This is a genomic window from Segatella maculosa DSM 19339 = JCM 15638, from assembly GCF_000382385.1.
GTDB classification, from domain to species: Bacteria; Bacteroidota; Bacteroidia; order Bacteroidales; family Bacteroidaceae; genus Prevotella; species Prevotella maculosa.
The window spans coordinates 251,914-274,685 of record NZ_KB908320.1 but is presented as its reverse complement, the minus strand read 5'-3'; the positions used below and the strand labels follow the sequence as shown (position 1 = coordinate 274,685).

The 22,772-nt window shown below is 45.2% G+C and carries 21 protein-coding genes; 7 read left to right on the top strand and 14 right to left on the bottom strand.

Annotated elements, in window-relative coordinates; all coding sequences use genetic code 11:
- Nucleotides 1-5 precede the first annotated feature (5 nt).
- Nucleotides 6-1,412, top strand: a complete 1,407-nt coding sequence (locus tag H164_RS0103245; protein ID WP_026356215.1) for a hypothetical protein — start codon at nt 6-8, stop codon at nt 1,410-1,412.
- 21 nt (nt 1,413-1,433) lie between these two features.
- Nucleotides 1,434-2,543 (top strand): DUF4876 domain-containing protein, encoded by a 1,110-nt coding sequence (locus H164_RS0103240; protein WP_008564037.1) that lies wholly within the window; start codon nt 1,434-1,436, stop codon nt 2,541-2,543.
- A 499-nt stretch (nt 2,544-3,042) separates the two neighbouring features.
- Here H164_RS0103240 and H164_RS0103230 read toward each other — a convergent pair whose 3' ends face one another.
- From H164_RS0103230 to H164_RS0103220, 3 genes are read right to left on the bottom strand one after another with little or no spacing between them, the layout of a single operon-like run.
- Nucleotides 3,043-3,927: an FAD-dependent thymidylate synthase gene (locus tag H164_RS0103230; protein ID WP_019967284.1), complete on the bottom strand. Its 885-nt coding sequence runs from the start codon at nt 3,925-3,927 to the stop codon at nt 3,043-3,045.
- A gap of 32 nt (nt 3,928-3,959) precedes the next feature.
- Entirely contained in the window at nt 3,960-4,640 is a 681-nt protein-coding gene (locus tag H164_RS0103225; protein ID WP_025830014.1) for a tetratricopeptide repeat protein, read from the bottom strand.
- A complete protein-coding gene (locus H164_RS0103220; protein WP_019967282.1) occupies nt 4,633-6,945 on the bottom strand; it encodes a penicillin-binding protein 1A in 2,313 nt (770 codons plus the stop codon). The genes H164_RS0103225 and H164_RS0103220 overlap by 8 nt, the downstream gene beginning before the upstream one ends.
- 170 nt (nt 6,946-7,115) lie before the next feature.
- Between H164_RS0103220 and pyrB the strand changes: the two genes are divergently transcribed.
- From pyrB to dapA, 5 genes are all read left to right on the top strand, one after another.
- Complete coding sequence (gene pyrB / locus H164_RS0103215; protein ID WP_019967281.1) at nt 7,116-8,072, top strand: aspartate carbamoyltransferase; 957 nt, start codon at nt 7,116-7,118, stop codon at nt 8,070-8,072.
- 3 nt (nt 8,073-8,075) lie between these two features.
- Nucleotides 8,076-8,531 carry an aspartate carbamoyltransferase regulatory subunit gene (gene pyrI, locus H164_RS0103210; protein WP_008564031.1) on the top strand — a complete coding sequence of 152 codons (456 nt, stop codon included), beginning with the start codon at nt 8,076-8,078 and terminating at the stop codon, nt 8,529-8,531.
- Between the two features lie 52 nt (nt 8,532-8,583).
- Complete coding sequence (glyA, locus tag H164_RS0103205) at nt 8,584-9,864, top strand: serine hydroxymethyltransferase (protein ID WP_019967280.1); 1,281 nt, start codon at nt 8,584-8,586, stop codon at nt 9,862-9,864.
- Nucleotides 9,865-10,257: 393 nt separating this feature from the next.
- On the top strand, nt 10,258-10,689 hold the full coding sequence (locus H164_RS0103200; RefSeq protein WP_025830016.1) for an Hsp20/alpha crystallin family protein: 432 nt from the start codon (nt 10,258-10,260) through the stop codon (nt 10,687-10,689).
- A gap of 287 nt (nt 10,690-10,976) precedes the next feature.
- Nucleotides 10,977-11,864, top strand: coding sequence for a 4-hydroxy-tetrahydrodipicolinate synthase (dapA, locus tag H164_RS0103195; protein WP_019967278.1), 888 nt, complete (start codon nt 10,977-10,979; stop codon nt 11,862-11,864).
- Nucleotides 11,865-12,270: 406 nt separating this feature from the next.
- On the opposite strand, the gene H164_RS0103190 is transcribed toward dapA, so the two are convergent.
- The 11 genes from H164_RS0103190 to H164_RS0103140 form a co-directional block, all read right to left on the bottom strand.
- Nucleotides 12,271-13,239 carry a F0F1 ATP synthase subunit gamma gene (locus H164_RS0103190; protein WP_019967277.1) on the bottom strand — a complete coding sequence of 323 codons (969 nt, stop codon included), beginning with the start codon at nt 13,237-13,239 and terminating at the stop codon, nt 12,271-12,273.
- Nucleotides 13,240-13,251: 12 nt separating this feature from the next.
- Nucleotides 13,252-14,835 (bottom strand): F0F1 ATP synthase subunit alpha, encoded by a 1,584-nt coding sequence (atpA, locus tag H164_RS0103185; protein ID WP_019967276.1) that lies wholly within the window; start codon nt 14,833-14,835, stop codon nt 13,252-13,254.
- Between the two features lie 25 nt (nt 14,836-14,860).
- Nucleotides 14,861-15,397, bottom strand: a complete 537-nt coding sequence (locus H164_RS0103180; protein WP_019967275.1) for a F0F1 ATP synthase subunit delta — start codon at nt 15,395-15,397, stop codon at nt 14,861-14,863.
- A 12-nt stretch (nt 15,398-15,409) separates the two neighbouring features.
- Nucleotides 15,410-15,928, bottom strand: a complete 519-nt coding sequence (atpF, locus tag H164_RS0103175; RefSeq protein ID WP_019967274.1) for a F0F1 ATP synthase subunit B — start codon at nt 15,926-15,928, stop codon at nt 15,410-15,412.
- A 17-nt stretch (nt 15,929-15,945) separates the two neighbouring features.
- Nucleotides 15,946-16,188 (bottom strand): ATP synthase F0 subunit C, encoded by a 243-nt coding sequence (gene atpE, locus H164_RS0103170; protein WP_008564022.1) that lies wholly within the window; start codon nt 16,186-16,188, stop codon nt 15,946-15,948.
- Nucleotides 16,189-16,252: 64 nt separating this feature from the next.
- Nucleotides 16,253-17,299, bottom strand: a complete 1,047-nt coding sequence (gene atpB / locus H164_RS0103165; protein ID WP_025830019.1) for a F0F1 ATP synthase subunit A — start codon at nt 17,297-17,299, stop codon at nt 16,253-16,255.
- A 29-nt stretch (nt 17,300-17,328) separates the two neighbouring features.
- Entirely contained in the window at nt 17,329-17,733 is a 405-nt protein-coding gene (locus tag H164_RS0103160; protein ID WP_019967272.1) for a hypothetical protein, read from the bottom strand.
- Between the two features lie 9 nt (nt 17,734-17,742).
- Nucleotides 17,743-17,985, bottom strand: coding sequence for an ATP synthase F1 subunit epsilon (atpC, locus tag H164_RS0103155; protein WP_026356214.1), 243 nt, complete (start codon nt 17,983-17,985; stop codon nt 17,743-17,745).
- 51 nt (nt 17,986-18,036) lie between these two features.
- Nucleotides 18,037-19,563 (bottom strand): F0F1 ATP synthase subunit beta, encoded by a 1,527-nt coding sequence (gene atpD, locus H164_RS0103150; protein ID WP_019967270.1) that lies wholly within the window; start codon nt 19,561-19,563, stop codon nt 18,037-18,039.
- 125 nt (nt 19,564-19,688) lie between these two features.
- Nucleotides 19,689-20,666 (bottom strand): 6-phosphofructokinase, encoded by a 978-nt coding sequence (gene pfkA / locus H164_RS0103145; RefSeq protein ID WP_019967269.1) that lies wholly within the window; start codon nt 20,664-20,666, stop codon nt 19,689-19,691.
- An 872-nt stretch (nt 20,667-21,538) separates the two neighbouring features.
- Nucleotides 21,539-22,771, bottom strand: coding sequence for a type IX secretion system plug protein (locus H164_RS0103140; protein WP_019967268.1), 1,233 nt, complete (start codon nt 22,769-22,771; stop codon nt 21,539-21,541).
- Between the last annotated feature and the right edge of the window lies 1 nt (nt 22,772).

Sequence of the window (22,772 nt, the reverse complement as noted above, 5' to 3'; positions counted from 1 at the left end):
AAGATATGAGTAATAAACTAAAGATAATGACGCTTGTCACAGCGTTCTCGGCACTGTGCATATCGTGTGACGATTTCATTTTCGGCAACGTGAACATCAACTACGACGAAAATCCGCTGTCGGCAAAGCCTATTCCCCATAGTGGAGCAGATCGCTACGTGGACAGTCTGAAGAAAATCAAAATCGAAGGCAGCTTGCAGAACCCAGACCCTCAAGGTGCTTTCAACAACTGGGCCACTTGTTTGGCCATGTTCAAGGAGGGACATTCTCACGGAGATGGCATGATGCACGGTAATTTTGTTTATCGTAACGCACCTTGGAAGCAAGAAGAGTTCGTCATTATTCATAATAATAACGACAAATGGCCTGCGGTGGAAGTGCAAAGAGAGAGCACTGTCACCTATCTTGAACAGAACGACGGCAAGAAAGGCCCCGATTACATCCGAATCATCGGTGGGCGACTGAAACGTTGGGGCCTTTGTCTCTACTTCTTCGACAGAAATGGGAGGCTGTTGAACGATGATATTTTGGAGCATTCCGATGAATATCAGATTTTCTTCAGCGTGAGTGATGTCGACGATAAGGGCAAGGCTTACACCGTTACCGACTGCCGTGGCACATGGTATCCAAAGAAAGATAAGTATGGTGAGTGGAAAGCGGGCGGAACAATAGATACAAAGCCTGTTCCGTCTCCGTTCTTTGCTGACAAGATTTCATGGAAGCAGCGTGCCGATGCTACGCCCCGCATCTTCGAGTACACCTATCGCGACACTTGGATCCATGATGCCATGGCCGATGGTGCCCGTGAACTCTTTAATCAACGGCTACTTCCACCCCTTGGACGCACTGATGCCGACTGGGCAGTAGCCCCTTATGACCAAGACCGTGTGGGACTGAAAGGACATTTCAACTTTGATATTGAAGCCGACGAAAACGATTCAAGACACACGGAATGGCCACTTGAAATTACACGCCGCGTGAATCCTGTTACAGGTGAGGCTGGAAAATACACGCGTCCGTCCTATCTGTTGCCCAAGTTCTATCTCTCGGTGCGCGTAATGAAGTGTCCTAAAGGTAAGAAAGCACTTATTCCACGCGATGAATACTTACGGCGGCATTCCACTTATGAGTTCTTGAGTCCTTTTATCTGTGCCGAAGCCTACAATCCCGATGAAGCCAAGGACTATGGCGCAGACTCAGAGTGGAAGGAAGTCATTCGTTTCAATATCCCAATCAAGGTGTTTTGCAGTAGTTTTGACACTGACCCGACTACCATTGACCCCAACGATCCACTGTATTATTACTTGGGTCTTGAGATAGGACTCTCTCCCCTTGATGCCCTTGAAGCCTCTCAAAACCTCCAGACCCATGGTGTTGGTGGTGGTTCGGGCTTGGGCAACTGGTTCTTATAATCACTCTTTCAAATGAATATAATGAAAACAAACATTCGAAATTTTCAGAAATACGGCTTATTGCTCATGGCTTGTGCCTTATTGACGGGCTGTGTAAGAAACGAACTGCCCGAAAAGCGGTCTACCTCGAAGACGAAAATCGACCACCTTATGATCAAAGAAGTCTTCTATGCAGGCCACTACTGGGTGCGCGACGTACACAAATGGGGGCTCCAAAACCTCTATCAAATGTATAATGACGACCAATATATCATCATTTATAACCCAACGAGCGAAGTGAAATACCTTGACGGATTGGCCCTCTGCACCAATGCTATCGATCCCACTAACTCCATTCAGTTCGCTCCAAAGGACGATTTCGTCGGTCGCTACTATGGTGCTGCTGCGGTATCTTACTTTCCTGGCAAAGGAACCGAGCACCCCGTGCGGCCCGGACAGGAAATCGTTGTGGCAAAATATGCTATCGATCACAAGGCAAAATTCATTGATGACCTTGTCGCTTCGGCCAAAGAATATGGAGAAGAGATAGACTTGTCGATGTATAAAGGGCTTGATGCCTTCCTTGATCTTTCAAAGGCTGACTTTGAATGGACACAGCAGGAGTTCACATGGGGCGGGAAGAACAATCCGAACGTACCAGATATGCAGCCGATACTCATCGTCACCGATAAGAAAGGAAAGAAAGGACCGGAGCATCAGATAGCCGACATTACCGAACACAACGGAATTGCGCTCATCAGGTTGCCGTGGACGCCCGAAGACTTCAAGGCCAATTATCTTGATACCAAAGACCGAAAGGGCTATCTGCATTACATCACGGTCACAAGCAGTGCCTTTGCCGACTTCTATGCCATAGAGATTCCCTTTGCCAACGTCATAGATTGTATCACTGTTTGCCCACGAAGCCGTTTCCAAATGCGCCCCAGTAAACTCGATAAAGGCTACAATGCTGTCACGGACGTTGACTTTTCGAGCATCAAACAATCCGACTTGCCCACCTATTCAGGCTTGGCACTCACTCGGAAATGGGATGGAAGGAAGTTCGTTGACGATGATAACACCAAAACGGACTTTGAAACCAAAGTCGCCTCTCTGTCACGAAAAGACAAGAAGGGAAATCCGATCAAATAGGGTAGGGAATACGGGGCTGAAGCTTTCAGGCAATCTTCGTATATTATTGGCAGGTAAATAAACCAATATAGGCCATTTCGACTTACAATATCAGCCATTTTACCGCGTAATATGGGCCATATTACAATGTAAAGTGGCTGATATTAGCATGCAAAATGGCTGATATGACAAACCGATTGACTAAGCTTGATTTCTCTTTACACGTTTTTGGTTATTGTTACTGATATTGTTTCCACATCTTTTACTTGCTTCCTGAAAGGGTTTACAGTTTGCATGAGACTTTCCTGAAAGGGTTTACGTCGTCAAACTTCTTTACATGCAACTTGGAAGTGGCCCCGTCGGCTGCAAAGTTAAGATTTTCTTTCATGGGACGAAATCTAATACCATGAAAACATCAAGGGCACTCATCAGGGGACATGGTCATGGTGCTTGTTAAACTCGTTGTATTTTGTGCCTGATTTTCCACCCGTCTTATCAGAAGAATAATCTGTTCGCCATACTATAGCAGCCCTAATCGCTCGAACTCCTCGTAGAGCGGCTGTGCAATGGCCTTTGCATCGGGGTGAGGTGCGCCGGTAGTGCCAATAGCTCGCAGGTCGAAAAAGTGCTTCCAATCGCTGACGAAAGCCGTGTGCACCAGCTCGGTGTTCACGTCAAGCGGGAGGACGGCGCGTGCCTCTTGGGGCTTTTTGCCCAGCGAAATCAGGTTGAGGTAGGCAAGTTCGCAGGCAAGATTCGCAAACAGCCAGTTATCGACGGCGTTCCATGCCTTGGTTTCGCCCGCGGTAATCATGTCCTTACATAGTCGTTTCAATTGCTCGGTACCCGTCGTTTGCGGTATTTGAGAATAATCCGGCTCGTTTTTCACCCACTCGGGAAGGTTGACGGTTATTTCGCCGCCGAATTTGTTTTTGCCGTAGTTGCAATAACGTGTGGACTGCTCGGCCATTGAGTTGGCACGGTGCCTGTTGAACTCGCGGGTGACGGCCACTTGGGTGGTGAAGTGCACGGTGACGCGCCGCTCATGATGCTCGGAAAGCTCCGTGAGAAGTTCCAAATCGGCCATGCGTTTGTTCTCGGCTAGCACCCTAAGATTGGTCGTGATATAGGCTGTGTGGCCGATGATGTTCACATGTGAGAAACGGTTACGCACGTAATAGTCCGATCGTTCGCCTTCTTTTACGGTCATATAGACAGTGCCATGCTCCAGCATGGCCGTATGTTCGGCCGTAATCATGCGTTCCACGAAGGGTTTCGCCGAGCCCTCGGAGACGTTTTGTTCACTTTTGTAACAGACTCTTCCGGCCTTTTCGATTTGTTTGTATATGCCTAAAAGGCCGCTTTCTTGTTGCCAGATCTCGAATGACGGTTCTAAGATTTTCATAAAATCGACGTATGGGTTAAGTTTTTGGTGAATTATTTTCTTGCTCTTTCGAAGAATTCTTTCAACGAAGCTCTCGCGACACCCAAGGAAGACACAAGATATTCCAAGTCTTCCAAGGCCTCTTCTTTCTTTTTCAGCATGAGTCTGACGTCAGCCCTCGACAGTCGGTAATCACGGTTATGGGGTTCCCGCTTGATGGCTTCCGTATAATCGAACGCTGCCAGCTCGAGCATATTCCGTTCACGTTCCATGTTTGCTCTTGCGGCATACGCAACGGCACTGTCGGGGAACTGTGAAATCAGGCGGTTGATGCCGTCGAACGCCTCGGTGAAATGCCTGTCGGTCTCGTTGAGAAGGGCCAGTCCCAACTGTGCCTCAAAATTTCCAGGCACGATACACAGCAGGTGTTGATAGTCCAAACGTGCAAAATTGTATCTCGACAGTTTGCCGTTGACATAGGCACGGAAATAAAGTGCGGCTGGATTGTCTGCGTCTCTCGACAGTATGCGGTCGTATTCTTCCTTGGCATACTCCCATTCCTGCAGCAGCATGTTCCATGAAGCCTTCTTCAAGCGCAGCTCTGTGCTGTCGGGGTGGTATGCCAATGCTTCCGTGGCCTTGTGCAGGCTGTCGCGGAGAGGGTTTGTCTTTTGGGCATATCCTGTGATTACTTGAATGCAACAAAGGGCAATTGCGAGTAAAGTCCTATTCATATACTTCGTCGATTTGATACGCTGTGTTGTCTGCATCCTGCTTCGGGCAGGGATCGAAACCTTTGGGAAGCCCGAATGAGACCTTGTTATTATAGCCTAATGCCCTGTCTCGGTAGACTTTCTTCATATAATAAGCCCAAATGGGCAGTGCCATGGTCGCACCTTGCCCCATAGCCATATTGTCGAAATGGATATCGCGGTCTTCACCACCGACCCATATCCCTGTCACCAACTGTGGCGTGAAGCCGATAAACCATGCGTCGCTGTTCTTATTGGTAGTTCCGGTCTTTCCTCCGATTTCGCCTTCCAAGTGATATTTATAGCGGAGTCTTCCTGCAGTTCCGCCATCGACGACGCCCCGCAGCAACACAAGCATCTTGTTGGCACTCTCTGCGCTGATGACTTCGTTCATACGTGGTTGGAAACTAGCGATAACGTTTCCCTCGTTATCTTCGATACGGCTGACAAACATTGCGGCTGTCCGTATACCATGGTTGGCAAATACGGAATAGGCACTCACCATCTCCGCAACGCTTACATCACAAGGTCCCAAGCATAACGACATGGAGGGATGTATGTCCGGATTGTTGATTCCGAATTCATGTAAGGTGGATACAAACAGTTGCGGATTGAGTTTGCTCATCAGGTAGGCTGATATCCAGTTGTTACTATGTGCCAGTCCCCACTTTAAAGTGACCATTTGTCCATATCGTGCGTGTGAGGCATTACGTGGTGTCCAAGTCTGCCCCGCAACGATATAAGTCTTTTGTACATTGGGGGCCATGTCACATGGAGAATATCCGTTCTCCATAGCCAATGCATAGAGGAACGGCTTAATCGTGGAACCAATCTGCCTATGTCCGCCGGTTACCATGTCATACATGAAGTGATTATAATCCAAACCGCCGACATAGGCCTTAACGGCACCAGTCTTGGGATCCATACTCATAAAACCAGCGCGCAGAAAGCTTTTGTAATATTTAATGGAGTCCATTGGAGTCATAAGGGTATCGATATCGCCATGATAAGTGAATATCGTCATATCGACAGGTTTGTTGAATGAAGCCCTGATTTCTTCCTCGCTTGCACCGGTTGACTTCATATTGCGATAACGTTCGCTTTGATACATGCTCCGGTTCAAGATAGAACGCAGTTGCGATGCACTGAGTGCCCCGGTAAATGGCGCATTCTTCTTGCTGCGGTTCTCTTTATTGAAGGCTGGTTGCAAGAATTTCGTGACATGCCCGTAGACTGCTTCTTCGGCATATAGCTGCATTCGACTGTCTATTGTGGTGAATATTCTTAGTCCATCCGTATAGATATTGTAAGGCTTACCATCTTTTTTAAAGTTCTTGTTACACCAGCCATAAAGCGGATCGCTCACCCATGCAATCGAATCCAGTGTGTATTGTTGTTTGTTCCACGAAGGATAATCGGTGATATCCGGTTTCTCGGCCATCATATATTGGCGCAGAAATTCACGGAAGTAGGTTGCGTTTCCATCTTTATGGTCCGTCCTATGAAAGTGCAGCGTTATGGGCATGGCACTATATTCATCATATTCGGCTTGGGAAAGATAGCCGACCTTCAGCATCTGTCCCAGAACAATATTACGACGGTCACGTGCTCTGTCAGGAAACCTGACGGGATTGAAAAGAGATGGGTTCTTACAGAGTCCGATAAGCATGGCCGATTCAGCAATATTCAAGTCTTTGGCCTCCTTATTGAAGTAAGTGTTTGCCGCAGTCTTTATTCCTACCGCATTATGCAAGAAATCAAAATAGTTCAAGTATAAAGCTATGATTTCTTCTTTCGTGTAATTACGCTCGAGTTTCACGGCAATAACCCATTCTATCGGCTTTTGCAATATTCTTTCTAAGGAATTATGCACTTGTTCAGAATACAACTGCTTTGCCAATTGCTGTGTAATTGTAGAGCCTCCACCAGCAGAAGCCTGTCCTAAGAGCCCACGCTTAACAATCGCTCTACCCAATGCGATAAAGTCAACTCCACTATGTTCGTAGAAACGTTCATCTTCGGTTGCTACCAATGCGTCTATCAGATGTTTGGAAATCTTGCTATATGGGATTACTATTCGGTTTTCTTTGTTCAGATTGTAGGTTCCCAAAACCTTTCCATCAGAGGAATACACTTGGGTAGCAAAACGATTTATCGGGTTTTGCAAATCTTCTATCGGGGGCATGTAGCCTATCCAACCGTTCCATATGGCGGTGAAAGCTAATGCCGATCCACATATTGAGAGTATCAACACACTCCATAAGAAGTGAATAAAAGCCTTTCTCATCTTGATTTTTTAGCAAAAGTATTACCGGCAAGTGCAAAGTAGACACGTTTACCATTTGCCGAGCATGACAATATTTGGTGCAAAAATACAATTTTTCCATCAAATAGCACACACTAATCAGAAATAATGCTTAACTTTGGAGACGAATTCGGAACATCAACCATATACAAATGAAGAGACATGATTTTGTAACGATTGCCGATTTGGATAAAAATGCGTTGCTTTATCTTATCCGAATGGCGCAAGAGTTCGAAAAACACCCTGACAGGGAGTTGCTAAAAGGAAAGGTTGTTGCCACACTCTTTTATGAACCTTCAACCAGAACGAGACTTAGTTTCGAGACTGCTGCCAATCGACTTGGGGCAAAAGTCATCGGTTTTAGCGATGCAAAGGCTTCCAGTGTTTCGAAAGGTGAAACGCTTAAAGACACAATTCTCATGGTCAGTAACTATGCCGACGTCATCGCTATGAGGCATTACATTGAAGGTGCTGCGCAATATGCTTCGGAAATAGCACCCGTTCCGATTATCAATGCAGGAGACGGAGCACACATGCATCCCTCACAATGTTTGTTAGACCTTTACTCCATTTATCAAACACAAGGCACACTTGAAAATCTGAATATTTATCTTGTCGGTGACCTTAAATACGGTCGGACTGTTCATTCGCTGATCATGGCCATGCGTCACTTCAATCCCACGTTCCATTTCATTGCGCCTGAAGAGCTTGCCATGCCGCAGGAATACAAACTCTATTGTGAGGAGCATGGCATAAGGTTCGAGGAGCATACGGAATTCAATGACAAAGTGATTGCAGATGCCGACATTCTGTACATGACGCGCGTACAAAAGGAACGCTTCTCCGACTTGATGGAATATGAACGTGTAAAGAATGTGTATATATTAAGGAACAAAATGCTGAGTCTTGCTAAGTCCAATATGAAGATTCTTCACCCGCTTCCCCGCGTAAATGAGATTGCCTATGATGTTGATGACAATCCTCATGCCTATTATATCCAACAGGCTCGGAACGGACTTTATGCACGCGAGGCCATCTTCTGTCATTGTCTTGGTATCACATTAGACGATATCAGGAATGACAAAACCATTATCCATTCTAAATTCTAAGTCATGGGAAAGAAAGAAATGCTTGTTTCTGCAATCGAGAACGGCACCGTTATCGACCATATTCCGGCCGAAAAGACCTATCAGGTTGTTGATTTGTTGGGATTAAGAGGTTCTTCCACGCCTGTGACCATTGGCTATAACCTTCCTTCAGAGAAGATTGGAAAGAAAGGAATCATCAAAATCACGGATAAGTTCTTCTCTGATGAGGAAATCAGCCGACTAAGTGTCGTTGCCCCAAAGATTGTACTTAATCTTATCAAAGACTATGAAGTCGTCGAAAAAAAGACGGTAGAGACCCCCGACGAGCTTAGAGGTATTGTCAAGTGTAACAATCCGAAATGCATCACCAACAATGAACCGATGATGACCGTATTCAATGTTGTAGACAAAGCACATGGCATTTTGAAATGCAGATACTGCGACAAAGAGCAAGATATAAATAAAATAAAACTCTGCTGATGCAAATCAGTATCAAAGAAAGGAATTATTAACTACAAAATAGCATTTTGCAATGAAAAAAGATCAAGAGATTTTCGACCTTATTAAAAGAGAGCATCAACGCCAATTGAAGGGAATGGAGCTGATTGCATCTGAAAACTTTGTTAGTGACGAAGTAATGGCTGCCATGGGGTCTTGTCTTACCAACAAATATGCCGAAGGACTTCCCGGAAAGCGCTACTACGGGGGATGTCAGGTCGTTGACGAGGTCGAAGACCTTGCCCGGAATCGTGTCAAGAAATTGTTTGATGCAGAGTTTGCCAACGTGCAACCTCATTCCGGTGCGCAGGCCAATGCCGCCGTATTGTTGGCCGTTTTGCAACCCGGTGACACGTTTATGGGATTGAATCTCGACCATGGCGGGCATCTTTCTCACGGTAGTCATGTCAACACTTCGGGTCTGCTTTACAAGCCCGTAGGTTATAATCTAAACCGAGAAACAGGACGTGTGGACTATGACGAGATGGAACGATTGGCCCTTGAGCATAAACCGAAACTTATAATCGGCGGCGGATCGGCCTACAGTCGTGAGTGGGATTATGCACGTATGCGTAAGATTGCCGACGAGGTTGGAGCCATATTGCTGATCGATATGGCCCATCCGGCCGGATTGATAGCCGCAGGTTTGCTTGACAATCCGCTGAAATATGCACATATTGTCACCAGTACAACGCATAAAACCCTTCGCGGACCACGTGGTGGTATTATCCTCATGGGTAAGGATTTCGATAACCCTTGGGGCCTGACGACGAAGAAAGGCGAAGTGAAGAAGATGAGTATGTTGCTCAACTCAGCCGTTTTTCCGGGTACACAAGGCGGTCCGCTCGAGCATGTCATTGCAGCCAAGGCCGTTGGTTTCGGTGAAAATCTCGATCCATCATGGAAAGAATATGCCATGCAGGTAAAGAAAAATGCTGCGGTTTTGGCCGAAGATTTGATGCAACGAGGCTTCACGATTGTCAGTGGCGGCACGGATAATCATTCAATGCTGGTTGATTTGCGGGCGAAATATCCCAATTTGACCGGTAAATTAGCCGAAAATGCCCTTGTTGCCGCTGATATAACGGTCAACAAGAACATGGTTCCGTTCGACACGCGCAGTGCATTCCTAACCTCAGGCATACGCTTGGGCTCGGCAGCTATAACAACTCGTGGTGCAAAGGAAGACATGATGCACCTTATTGCCGGTCTTATCGAAGAGGTTTTGAATGATCCTGAAAACGAAGTGGTGATAAAACGAGTTCGCGAAAAGGTCAATGCAACGATGAAAGACTACCCGCTCTTTGCCTATTAAACAAGGAGTAGTGGTGGGGGGTGAAGGGACCTGCAAAACCATCTCAGCGATTTTACCGCGCAATCTCAGCTATATTATGCGGTAAAGTGGCTGATTTTGTAACGGAAAATAGCTGAGATTAGAAAACGGTTTTTGAGGATTCCATTTCCTGATACAACGGAATGGAATTGCAGGCTTAGAGACTATAAAGCTTAAAATAATTAAGATTTACTGACAATTTTACTTACTATGTCAGCAAATATGGTTAAAATTGATTTACAATAGGGACATTTTGTCATGTTCAACCCGGCGGTATGTTTGTTGCAAATGTAGAGGTGGATAATGAAACCGAAAGGCATGAAGATCCAAAAGAAATTTAATGTAGAACTAAAATATAATTAGGAGGTTTTTATGATGTTGTTTCCAGTAATGCGTACAAATAACAATTGGTTGGACAATGCATTTAATGATTTCTTTAGTGACGCTGCTTTGTCGAAGATGAACTCTACAGCACCTGCTGTCAATGTCAAAGATACCGAGAAGGCTTACGTGATGGAGGTTGCAGTGCCGGGCATCAAAAAGGAGTTTTGCCGTGTGAATATTGATGATAACGGCAATCTTGAAGTGGCCATCGAGAACAAATTGGAGCACAAGGAAGAGCGTAAGAAGGAGCATTATTTGCGTCGTGAATTCTCTTATTCGAATTATCAGCAGAGTTATGTTCTGCCCGATGACGTAGACAGAGATAAAATCTCGGCCAAGGTGACGGACGGTGTGCTCGAAATAAACTTGCCGAAAGTTGTTAAAGAAGTACAGAAAGTGCAACGTAGCATAGATGTTTTGTAAGTTATAAGACATCAAATGAAGATGGGGTCGGAATGGTTAGCATTCCGACCCTGTTTTGTTATTTTATACTTGTAATGTCTTTTTATATTAGCAAAGGGCTTATGAATGGAGTTTCAGATTTGTTGCTTTACTCTTTGATGAAGAAAAGAAGATGATTGAGGGCGGGCAAGGTGTTATCGTCCGCTTTCATGCATATATCTTTCCGGAATTATTTTATTAAAAACTTTTGCAATTTGATGTAAATCTTGTAACTTTGTGGTCAAGATTGAAAGTAAAAAGAACCATTTATGGCACATAACATCTTTAAAGGTCTTGGTATAGCCCTGATAACCCCTTTTACATTAAACGGCGAGATTGACTACAAGGCGTTAAAGCGGCTTATAGAATATCAATTGACCAACGGGGCCGATTTTCTCTGTATCTTGGCTACTACGGGCGAAGCCCCTTGTTTGTCTAAGCAGGAAAAAGACGAGATGACGGTGTTCATAAAGGAATTGGTAGGTGGTAGGGTTCCGATTCTCAAATATTGTGGTGGAAATAATACCGCTGCCGTCGTTGAAGAAATCAAAACGACAGATTGGTCGGGGATTGACGGCATACTGAGTATTTGCCCATATTATAACAAGCCGTCGCAAGAAGGACTTTATCGGCATTTTAAAGCCATTGCGGAAGCGAGTCCATTGCCCGTAGTTCTCTATAATGTTCCGGGTAGGACAGGGGTCAACATGAAGGCGGAGACGACGGTCAGGTTGGCGAAAGACTTTCCCAACATCGTTGCCGTGAAAGAAGCAAGCGGAAGTTTGGAACAGATAGATGAAATCATCAAGAACAAACCAGATAACTTTGATGTCATCAGCGGTGACGATGCACTTACGTTTTCAATGGTGGCCAGCGGTGCTGCCGGCGTAATCTCCGTAATAGGCAATGCCTTGCCCAAAGAATTCAGCCGCATGATCAGATTGGAATTCAATGGGGAATATGAACCGGCCCGCAAGATTCATCACATGTTTACCGAACTTTATTCGTTACTCTTCGTAGATGGGAACCCTGCGGGCTGCAAAGCGCTGTTAAACGACATGGGAATGATAGAGAACGTGTTGCGCCTTCCCCTTGTGCCTACTACAATAACTACGAAGCAGAAGATGGCAGAACTGTTGAAAGACCTAAGATATTAAGGGGCTTGTGCGTAGCCCTTACTGTCGTAACAAGAGCGGCTGGAACCTTGAAGAGGTGACGGAACGAAGCAGGAGTTGTTTCCGCTGGTCCGTCACCTCTTCGGGGTTCCCGCCAATACATCTTTTAACTTTTGACTTTCGGCGGAATTTCCGCGGATACATCTTTTAACTTTTAACTCATAGCGGAACTTCCGCAAACACATCTTTTAACTTTTGGCTCCTGGCGGAACTTCCGCCGATACGTCTTTTAACTTTTGAGTTCCGACGGAGTTTCCACTGATATGTATTTTATCCCCTGGCTTCTGGCGGAGTTTCCGCTACGTATTTTTTGTTTCTCGAAGTCTCGGCGGAGGCACCGAAGCTCTTTTTTTAATTTTTCCTCCATTGGGATTTATCCCGAACTCGCTTAGTTATTGATGCTGCCGCCCACGATGTCAAGCAACTCGCTGGTGATAGCCTGCTGGCGACTCTTATTGTATTGGAGGTTTAGGGCGCGGAGCAATTCGTCGGCATTGTCTGTTGCCGTTTGCATTGCAATCATACGTGCGGCATGTTCGCTGGCATTGCTATCGAGCAAAGCTGTGTAGATTTGTAGATTCAGTTCCTTGGGGACCAAGGAGCTGAGCACCATATTCAAATTTGGCTCCACAATAAAATTATCATTGAGCATCTCTGCCGAAGACTTCTTTTTCGTCTCTGCCTTTGCCTTATTCTTAATATACTCTTGCGCTTTTGCCGTAGTTACATTACCAGACAGATCGCGGTCATTCTCAAGCCCGATATTCTCTGTGGACAAATCAATCGGAAGAAAAACCTTTCGCGATAAGACCTGACTTCCTACTGACTTGAAATGATGATAGATAAGTTCGACCTTATCCACCTCGTGAGCGACGAACTTCGTCTGCAATTCTTGCGAAATCAACGCACAGTCTGTCGCCTTCGGTTTTTCTGCCAATGAAAGGAAACTACCTGCTATGCGAAAGCCGCGCTTGATGGCATACTCTTCGGCTTTACGCCCGACCGGATAAATGAGAATGTCCTCAACGCCTTGGGCTGTATAATCATCAACAGTGCTCTGAAGCAACTTGAGCACATTGTTGTTAAAACCGCCACATAGGGAACTGTTGCTGGTGAAAACAACAAGTGCCACCCTTTTTATTTCACGCTTCATTTCAAATTCATTCTGAACTTCCGGAACCGTGATGAGAAAAGACTTCAAAATATGCTCAAGCAGATTTTCATAAGGCAACATGTTCTGAATGGCGGTCTGCGCATGATGCAGTTTGCTTGATGCCACCATTTTCATTGCACTCGTAATCTTACGGGTGTTTTTGACAGAAGCAATACGTGTCTTGATTTCTTTTAATGAAGGCATTGCTACGGTTTTTTACTTATATTGTCCGACAATATTTGCCATTGTATCTTCAATGACCTTGACAGCCTCATCTGTCAGCTGCCCTTCAGCCAATGCATTGATAATGTCTGCATGAGATGAGCGCATGGCATCCAAGAATTGGTCTTGACAATCACGGACATGATCCACGGGCACGTCATGCATCAGACCATGTACGCCACAATACAAAATAGCAATCTGTTCACCTACCGGCATTGGGTGATATTGAGGCTGAATGAGCAATTGGTTATTCTTACGGCCACGATCCAAAGTCATTGCAGTCACGGCATCCATATCACTGGAGAACTTTGAGAAAGCCTCCAACTCACGGTATTGTGCCATATCCAATTTCAACGTACCTGCAACTTTCTTCATACTCTTAATTTGCGCAGAACCACCCACACGTGATACGGATATACCAACGTTGATTGCCGGACGAAAACCTTGGTTGAATAGATTTGTCTCCAAATAAATCTGTCCATCGGTGATGGAAATCACGTTCGTAGGAATATAAGCAGAGACATCACCGGCCTGCGTTTCTATAATAGGCAAGGCTGTTAACGAACCTCCTCCACGAACATGGCCTTTCATACAGTCGGGAAGATCGTTCATCTGCTCGGCAATCTCTTGTTGATTATTGATACGTGCAGCACGTTCCAACAGACGAGAGTGAAGATAGAACACATCGCCGGGATATGCTTCGCGTCCTGAAGGGCGACGAAGGATCAAGGAAACTTCACGATAGGCCACGGCCTGTTTCGATAGGTCATCATAAACAACAAGTGCACTGTAGCCGCGATCTCGGAAATACTCTCCGATGGCTGCACCAGCAAAAGGCGCATAATACTGCATGGCTGCAGGGTCGGCAGCTGTTGCACTTACAATAATTGAATATGGCAAAGCACCATATTCTTTCAGTGTCTGTACCAAAGCTGCAACAGTAGAGGCTTTTTGCCCTATGGCCACATAAATACAATAGACAGGCCTACCTGCTTCATAGAAGCTTTTCTGGTTGATAATAGTATCTATGGCGATAGCGGTTTTACCCGTTTGGCGATCACCGATGATAAGCTCACGCTGTCCACGACCAATAGGAATCATCGAGTCTACAGCCTTCAGGCCGGTTTGCAAAGGTTCTTTCACCGGTTGGCGATAGATAACTCCCGGTGCTTTGCGATCCAAAGGCATCTCAAAGGCATCCGTCAGTTCTATATCACCAAGACCATCAATGGCTTGCCCAAGAGGATTGACAACACGTCCGAGAAAGTTATCATTCACACGGATAGAAGCAATACGATGTGTACGCTTTACAGTCTGTCCTTCCTTAATGCCAGCCGTCGGACCAAGAAGTACACAGCCAATATTGTCTTCCTCTAAGTTCATCACGATAGCCATCGTACCGTTTTCAAACTCAAGAAGTTCACTCGCTTCAACATTTCGGAGGCCATAAACACGTGCTACACCATCTGCCACAGTAAGTACAGTACCTACCTCGTCAAACTGTTCTCCACTGTTGATGCTCTGCAACTCTTTGAGAAGTACTTCTGACACCTCACTTGGTTTAATTTTATCTGACATCTTTTCTTTTTATTAAACTGAATTATTATTTCTTTAGTTCTGACAGAATACTACGCAGTTTGCCTTTTACACTTGCATCCATACGGCAATCATCGTATTCAAGGATAAAGCCGCCTATGAGGCCTTCATCAACTTCCACATTGAATTCTACAGAACCTTGAGTCCTATTCTCAACCATCTGCTTCATCTTAGTTTCAACCTCTTGGGTAACTGCTGTGGCTGTAATAAGCTTACCACAGGTGATGTTCTTATGCTTTCTGTAAAGAGTAATGTATGATGCAGCCATGAATTGCAGGGCAGTCTCCCTATCTTCTTTCAAAACAAGAGCTATAAAATGCTTCGTTAGCAATGTTACATTCTTGCCACTTGCAATTTCAAGAACCTCTTGCTTCTTTTCTTTTGCAAGCATAGGGTTTTCAATCGTAAGTCTCAGTTCGGGCACAGCGATATAATTTTGCAGAAGAATTTGCATATCTCTGTAAACCTCATCTTCTTGGTTTCTAGCAACAGCACCCTTCAATAAGGCACGAGCATATCGAACTGATATTACACCTAAATCCATAAACTACAATTTTTAGTCTTTATTCTCTCTTTTAGAAACCTTATCCAATAGCCGGTCTATCAATTCCATCTGAGATTTGTCGTTTGATAACTTCTCTTGAAGGATTTTTTCTGCAACCTGAATACTAAGTTCAGCCACCTGTGAGCGGATATCACGGATTGCAGCTTGTTTCTCAATCTCAATCTGCTTCTTTGCTTCAGAGATGAGACGAGCACTTTCTTCATGTGCCTTATCTTGTGCCTGTTCAACAATAGCATCACGAGTCATAGCCGCCTCTTTCATTATCTTAGCCTGTTGCTCTCGAGCCTCTTGTAACAAAGCCTCTCCTTCTTGTTTGATATGTGCCAAACGTTCAGAAGCTTCATGTGCCTTGCCTAAACTCTCATCAATATATTGTTTCCGTTCATCAACCATTTTGATGATGACCGGAAAACCAAAACGGGCAAGACAAAAGAAGACCACCAAAAACGCAAGGAGCATCCAAAACAGAAGTCCAAGATCAGGCGTTAATATTGATGGCAAATTCTCCATTCGTATTGATCCTGTTTTTACTTAATGATAAATGCACAAGCAGCAATAGCAAACAGAGCACAACCTTCGACAAATGCCGATGTCAAAATCATATTGGTCATAATCTTACCAGATGCTTCCGGTTGACGAGCAATAGCATCCATAGCACTACCACCAATTTTCCCAATACCTAGGCCTGCACCAATTGTTGCAATACCAGCACCAAGACCGCAGCCCAGCTGAGCCAGACCTGTTGCAGCCAACAAAGTTGAAATCATCATAATTTTTACTTTTTAATTGTTATTACTATTAATTCTATTTCTTTACTATAAAAGGACTATTTTTTTATTCCGCCGCTTCCTCCTTATGTGCCAATCCAATAAAGACTGCACTCAATAATGTAAATACATAGGCCTGTACAAAAGCAACCAATAGCTCTAGGCAGTTCATGAAAAGCAACATGATAATACTGAACGTATTCAGGCCCAAGCCAAAGCCTACCCCCATAGACCATCCAAGGAAGATTACGCATGTGAAACTTAATATCACAGCGTGTCCAGCCATCATGTTGGCAAAGAGACGAATCATCAATGCAAATGGTTTTGTAAACACACCGAATAACTCTATAAGCGGCATCAAAGGGATAGGAGCCTTTAAAAATAAAGGAACATGTGGCCAAAATATATCTTTCCAATATTCTTTATTACCAAACAAGTTTACAACAATCATCGTGCAGACCGCAAGAAATAAAGTTATATTGATATTACCTGTCACATTAGCACCACCGGGGAATATGGGGATAAGACCTATCAGATTAGTTGTGAGAATGAAAAAGAATACAGTAAGCAAGTAAGGAGCATAGGTCTTATGATGCTTTTCACCAATAGAAGACTTAACAACATCATCATTAATTGTCATTACCATCATCTCCATGGCACCGACAAAACCTCCAGGAGCTAAACTTTTCATGTCACGATGCTTATACCATCGTGCACAATAGGCAAATATTCCAAGCAAAATAAAGACGACTATCCATATTTGCGCCACAGCCTTCGTAATACTCAAATCTATTGGCCGGACATTATTTCCGTCAGGCATTTTCTCAAAAATCTTCCCATGATGTGCGCTATCGAAGAAGAAGTTGGAAGGTAATGTCTTTGGTGTACAGAAAGACCATTGTCCCGTGACTGAACTTTTTACAATGATAGGAAGTGGAATGCTGATGGTCTTTCCTCCATAAGAGGCAATGTGCCACTCATAGTCATCAGAGAGATGTTCAAGCACTATCTCTGAGATATTCAATTCTCCTTTTCCTGTACTATGAACTGCAAACAGTTGCAAAGGAAACATAGCAAGTGCGAATAGACGAAGTAATGATTTTATTTGTCTCATTTTATTTAATCAACCCCCTTGATAAATGGCTACGATTTACTACGCAGATGTGAGAAAAATATGGAATGATGGACCAATACAGCCAAATAATATGGTGCAAACAACAGAATGAAAGCAATCATTCCGGAACGGTCGGACATAAAGTAATAAACGAACAGCATCAATAATGACAAAAGAAATCTGAAACCTGAAACAGCCATAAAGAAAGTTGCCTTAGTTTCCTCTGTCTTATTTTCCAATCGTTTCCAAATAAAAGCATCACTTAATTCTACAATCAATGTAAAGCACATACTCACGAGGATAGGAGTCAGCAATAGACCGGCACCCAGCATTTGCAAAATCAACAATTCCAACAAGAACAAAGCAAAGACTATCTGTACAGCCTGTTGGATATATCTTTTACTTGCCGATTGAATATTTACCACTTCTTTCATCAAAATAGTCTATAGTTCGACGCACATGCGTATCTCGTCTTTTTGTACTTCGACAAATCCGCCAAGAATATCAAGTCTCTCCTCTTGAGTGGCTTGAGCCTGATACTTGACACATCCCTTTTCCAACGAAGAGATGATTGGGGCGTGATGCTCTAAGATTTCAAACTCCCCCGCAGTTCCGGGAACAATGACACGAGTCACCTCACCATCAAAGAGCACTTTCTCCGGAGATACGACTTTCAATCTCAACATAAGCTTTCTAAAGTTTAGTTATTCTTCACCAGATACTTTACTCGCAGTGCATTAAGCATTAGCGGCCTCAAGTAGTTTCTTTGCCTTTTCTTTTGCATCTTCTATCGTTCCTACATTGATGAAAGCCTGCTCTGGGAGGTCATCGACCTCTCCATCAAGAATTGCATTGAAGCCTTTAATTGTATCTTCAATAGGTACCATTACACCTTTTAATCCGGTAAATTGTTCGGCCACTGTAAACGGTTGAGAAAGGAAACGTTGAACACGACGCGCACGGTTCACAATCAACTTATCCTCATCTGAAAGTTCATCCATACCAAGAATAGCAATAATGTCCTGAAGTTCATTATAGCGTTGCAGCAGCTCTTTCACACGCTGTGCACAGTCATAATGTGCCTTACCGACAATTAATGGATCAAGAATACGTGAAGTACTTCCTAACGGGTCTACTGCCGGATAGATACCCAACTCCGCAATCTTCCTTGAGAGTTCTGTTGTAGCGTCCAAGTGCGAGAACGTTGTAGCAGGAGCCGGATCCGTCAAGTCATCTGCCGGCACATAAACAGCCTGCACAGAGGTGATAGAACCGTTTTTCGTTGAGGTAATTCGCTCTTGCATGGTTCCCATTTCACTGGCCAACGTTGGTTGATAGCCCACGGCAGAAGGCATACGCCCTAAGAGTGCAGACACTTCTGAACCGGCCTGAGTGAAACGAAAGATATTGTCAATAAAGAACATAATATCGGCCGACTCTCCATTTTTCCCTCCATGGTCACGGAACTCTTCAGCCACGGTCAAACCCGATAAAGCTACTGAAGCACGTGCCCCGGGAGGTTCGTTCATCTGTCCATAGACAAGGGTTGCCTGACTTTCGGCCAATTCCTTTTTATCGACTAAGGATAAATCCCACTTACCCTCTTCCATTGCTTTTCTAAAGGCTTCACCATATTTGATAACACCACTCTCCAGCATATCGCGGAGCAAGTCGTTACCTTCACGGGTACGCTCACCGACTCCTGCAAACACAGAATAACCGTTGTGTCCCTTTGCAATATTGTTAATCAACTCCATGATAAGTACTGTCTTACCTACACCGGCCCCACCGAAGAGTCCGATTTTTCCACCTTTCATATAAGGCTCCAGTAAGTCGATGACTTTGATACCCGTTGCCAACATCTCTTTGTGTGTAGATAATTGATCGAAAGTTGGAGCTTCTCGATGAATAGGATAAGCACCCTGCATATCCAATTCCTCCATACCATCAATAGGCTTTCCGATAACATTCATCATTCGTCCCTTGATTTGCTCACCAGCAGGCATTGTTATCGGACTTCCTGTTGGAGCAACCTCAAGACCCCGCTGAAGGCCGTCGGTATTATCCATAGCTACACATCGTACAGTGTCTTCTCCAATATGCTGTTGAGCCTCGATTACAAGTTCGCTACCGTCTGACCGTTTTACTTTCAGGGCCTCGTAAATCTTTGGCAACACTTTCTCCGCATCCTGCCCCTTGGTGTCGAAATAAACATCAATGACCGGGCCGATAATCTGCGAGATATGTCCTATAATCTGTGACATAATTTTATTTGAGTATTTAAATTCTTACAAAAACTGTTGGGCAAAAGTACCTATATTTTATATAAAATGCAAATTTACCTTGGGATTTATTTATGGATTTTCTACCTTTTAATACCTTTTAAATATTAGATACTCAGTTCATCAAGCACCGTTATCAACTTTCTGTCAAAAGGCTTATCACTTCTGATAGCTTCGCTCAAGGGGACATAAACCACCTCGTTGTTACGCACGCCAACCATGATGTTACGCTGACCTTGCATGATTGCTTCCACGGCGCCCACTCCGGTACAACTTGCCAAGATACGGTCGCGGGCTGTAGGACGGCCTCCACGCTGCAGATGTCCAAGGATTGATATCCGCACATCATACTGCGGGAACTCTTTCTTCACGCGGTCGGCATAGTATATGGCACCACACTTGGGACTCTCGCTGACAATCACGATACAGCTCTTCTTACTTTTGCGAATGCCACGTTCCATGAATTGTGCCAATTGGTCCACGTCGGTACTATCTTCTGGGATAATGGCCGCCTCTGCACCCGATGCAATCGCAGAGTTCTGTGCAAGGAAACCAGCATCGCGCCCCATCACTTCCACAAAGAAAATACGCTCATGGCTCTGGGCCGTATCGCGGATCCGGTCAACGCACTCCACGATAGTATTCATCGTTGTGTCATAGCCGATCGTACTGTCCGTCCCGTAAAGGTCATTATCAATCGTACCCGGTAGACCGATGCAGCAGATATCATACTCCTGCGCGAACTTCATGGCACCCGTCAGAGAGCCGTTTCCACCGATCACCACCAACGCATCGATGCCTTCTTTCAAGATGTTGTCATAAGCTTTCTGCATGCCCTCCGCGGTCATGAACTCCATCGAGCGTACCGTTTTCAGCATTGTGCCGCCTTGATTGATGATGCCGCTCACATTCTCCGTCGTGAAATCCACGATTTCGTCATTGATAAGCCCGTCATAACCGCGATAGACGGCCTTTATATGGAAGCCGTTATAGATGCCGGCACGTGTCACGGCACGTATAGCCGCGTTCATTCCGGGTGCATCGCCACCCGAAGTCAGAATTCCAATCGTTTTGATTTTAGCCATAACTTAATCTCGTTGTTTAGTTATACCGTTGAAAAATCTTTATGCTATTGCCTGAATTTTCCATTTAGATAAGCAAAGTTAGAAATTAATCTTCGGATATGCAAACATCAGACCGCATTTTATTTCTCGTGACGCTTTATTTTCCAGCGAAAAGAGTAGAGAGTCAACCAGCTGCAACATTCCGAATAATACTTGTAAAACTCCAACTTCGGTGTTGCAAAGTTCAATTTTTCCCTTGGTCTCCTGTTGATTCCATGATGAGGAAGTTCGTGCTGCGCTCTACCCTATGTGAGTTCGATATGAGCCCTACGGAGAAAAAACAGGAAAAACTGCGTCTCTGAAGCATCAGATTAGCGGAAAACAAAAAAAGAACGCTTGTCGCCCGCGGGCGAAGATAGTAAAATTAAAAAAGAATGCTCTTCGCCCGCGGGCGAAGCTAAAAAATGTAAAAAGAACGTTCGTCGCCCGTGGGCGATGATAAAAAATATTAAAAGGAACTGTCGTCCGACGCCGTAGCGCTATCGGGTAGGTTCTTTTATCCCGTGCTACGCTCTACCATCGTGAGGGTGGCATGGCTGTCCTTTGCCTTACTTGCGATAAAAGGTCTTCTGAAGGCGTACCATCGTGAGGATTTGATTGCCGCCCTTGTCGACAATCAAGTTCATCTCTGATACGCTACGAGTTTTTTATCTTTTAACTGGGGCAATCGAAATCTCTTTCAATCTCCGAACCGCCTACCGTCAGTCTACTTTGAGGGCGTTCGTGTATGCTGTTTCTGATACTCGGGGAGCAGGGGCCTCATGCCTGCGCAGGGAGGGCTGTTCATCTTATGGCGGTTTCAGCCTACCAAATGTCCATTATACCGTGTTTCGTCATTGCACCACGGCCACGAGACGGTCGGTACGCTCACCCGGACCTCTATAATAAATCAGTGCCTGATATTGGTTTTGGGTCTGGTAGAAATTGCCTTCGGAGGGAAGGTTGCGGACATACCCGTCGGCACCGACCTGCACATACGTATAAGAATAATAACCCTGCTTCAGCAGTAGTGTGAGTTCGTAATTACCGGTAGCGGCATTGCGTTGCATCTGATATTGGGGCAGCAGCAGGTGGTTCGTGAAGCCTCCGCTGACGTATATTTTATCGTCGGTGGGGTCGGTCTGCAGGGTGAAGTGCACCATCACGTAGTCGGAGAGATAGTCGTTCCCACGGTTGTCACTGTTGCGAACGACGAAGGTTCCCTGCGCACTTTCGTCGTGTATGTAGTTACGGCGCGGAAGGTCGGGCCACAGCCAGGCATGATAGTTGCGGCCGTCCCAATCGATAGACGCGATGCCCATCGTGGGGTGATCGAGCGAGAGACATTCGAACTTGCGGTAGACGTTTCCTGCCTCGAAGATATATCCGCGGCAGTGCTGCCACTGTAGGCCGTCGCGCCGCGTGTATTGCGGCTGCACGTTGACACGGGCGTCGTTCCAATTCCCGTTTTGCAGAACGACGGTCTTTATCTGACGGCCGGGGTCGGTGACGGTAAGCGTGCCGTAATCAAGTTTCATTTCTACTTGCTGATGCGCCCGATTGATGTCGATGTCGGTGTTCGTCATGTATGAAAGTCCAATGCGCATTCTCGGTTCGACAACCATGAAACTGGCGTTGAGTAGCAGGTTATTAGCCTCGTCATAGATACTGACCTTGTAGTTGCCGCTTAGGGTCATGCGGCATTGGGCGTTTGGCAAGGCTAACGCATAGTGGGTGTATTCCGTGTTTGTGTTGACGGACTCCTTGATGTCTTCGATGAGAAGATTGTTTCCGAAGCCTTCCAGATAGTCGCTGTCGAACAATTGCGTGGAGGGTGACCAATCGGCTTCGCTGTGTGTGATTTTGTAAGTGAAACGACGATATTCATGGCCGAGGCAATCGAACGAAATCTGAATGCGTTCGTCACTGCCCAATTGAATGACGGGTAGCACGGACAGCCTTTGCCGCGTGTTGTTTACTTGCAGCGTAGCGATGTCGGGTGAGAAAATCTCATTTCGCTGTGCAAGACAGGACAGGGCCATGCACAGCAGGAATGAAATAGTTGGAAGTCTTTTGCGGTTCATCATG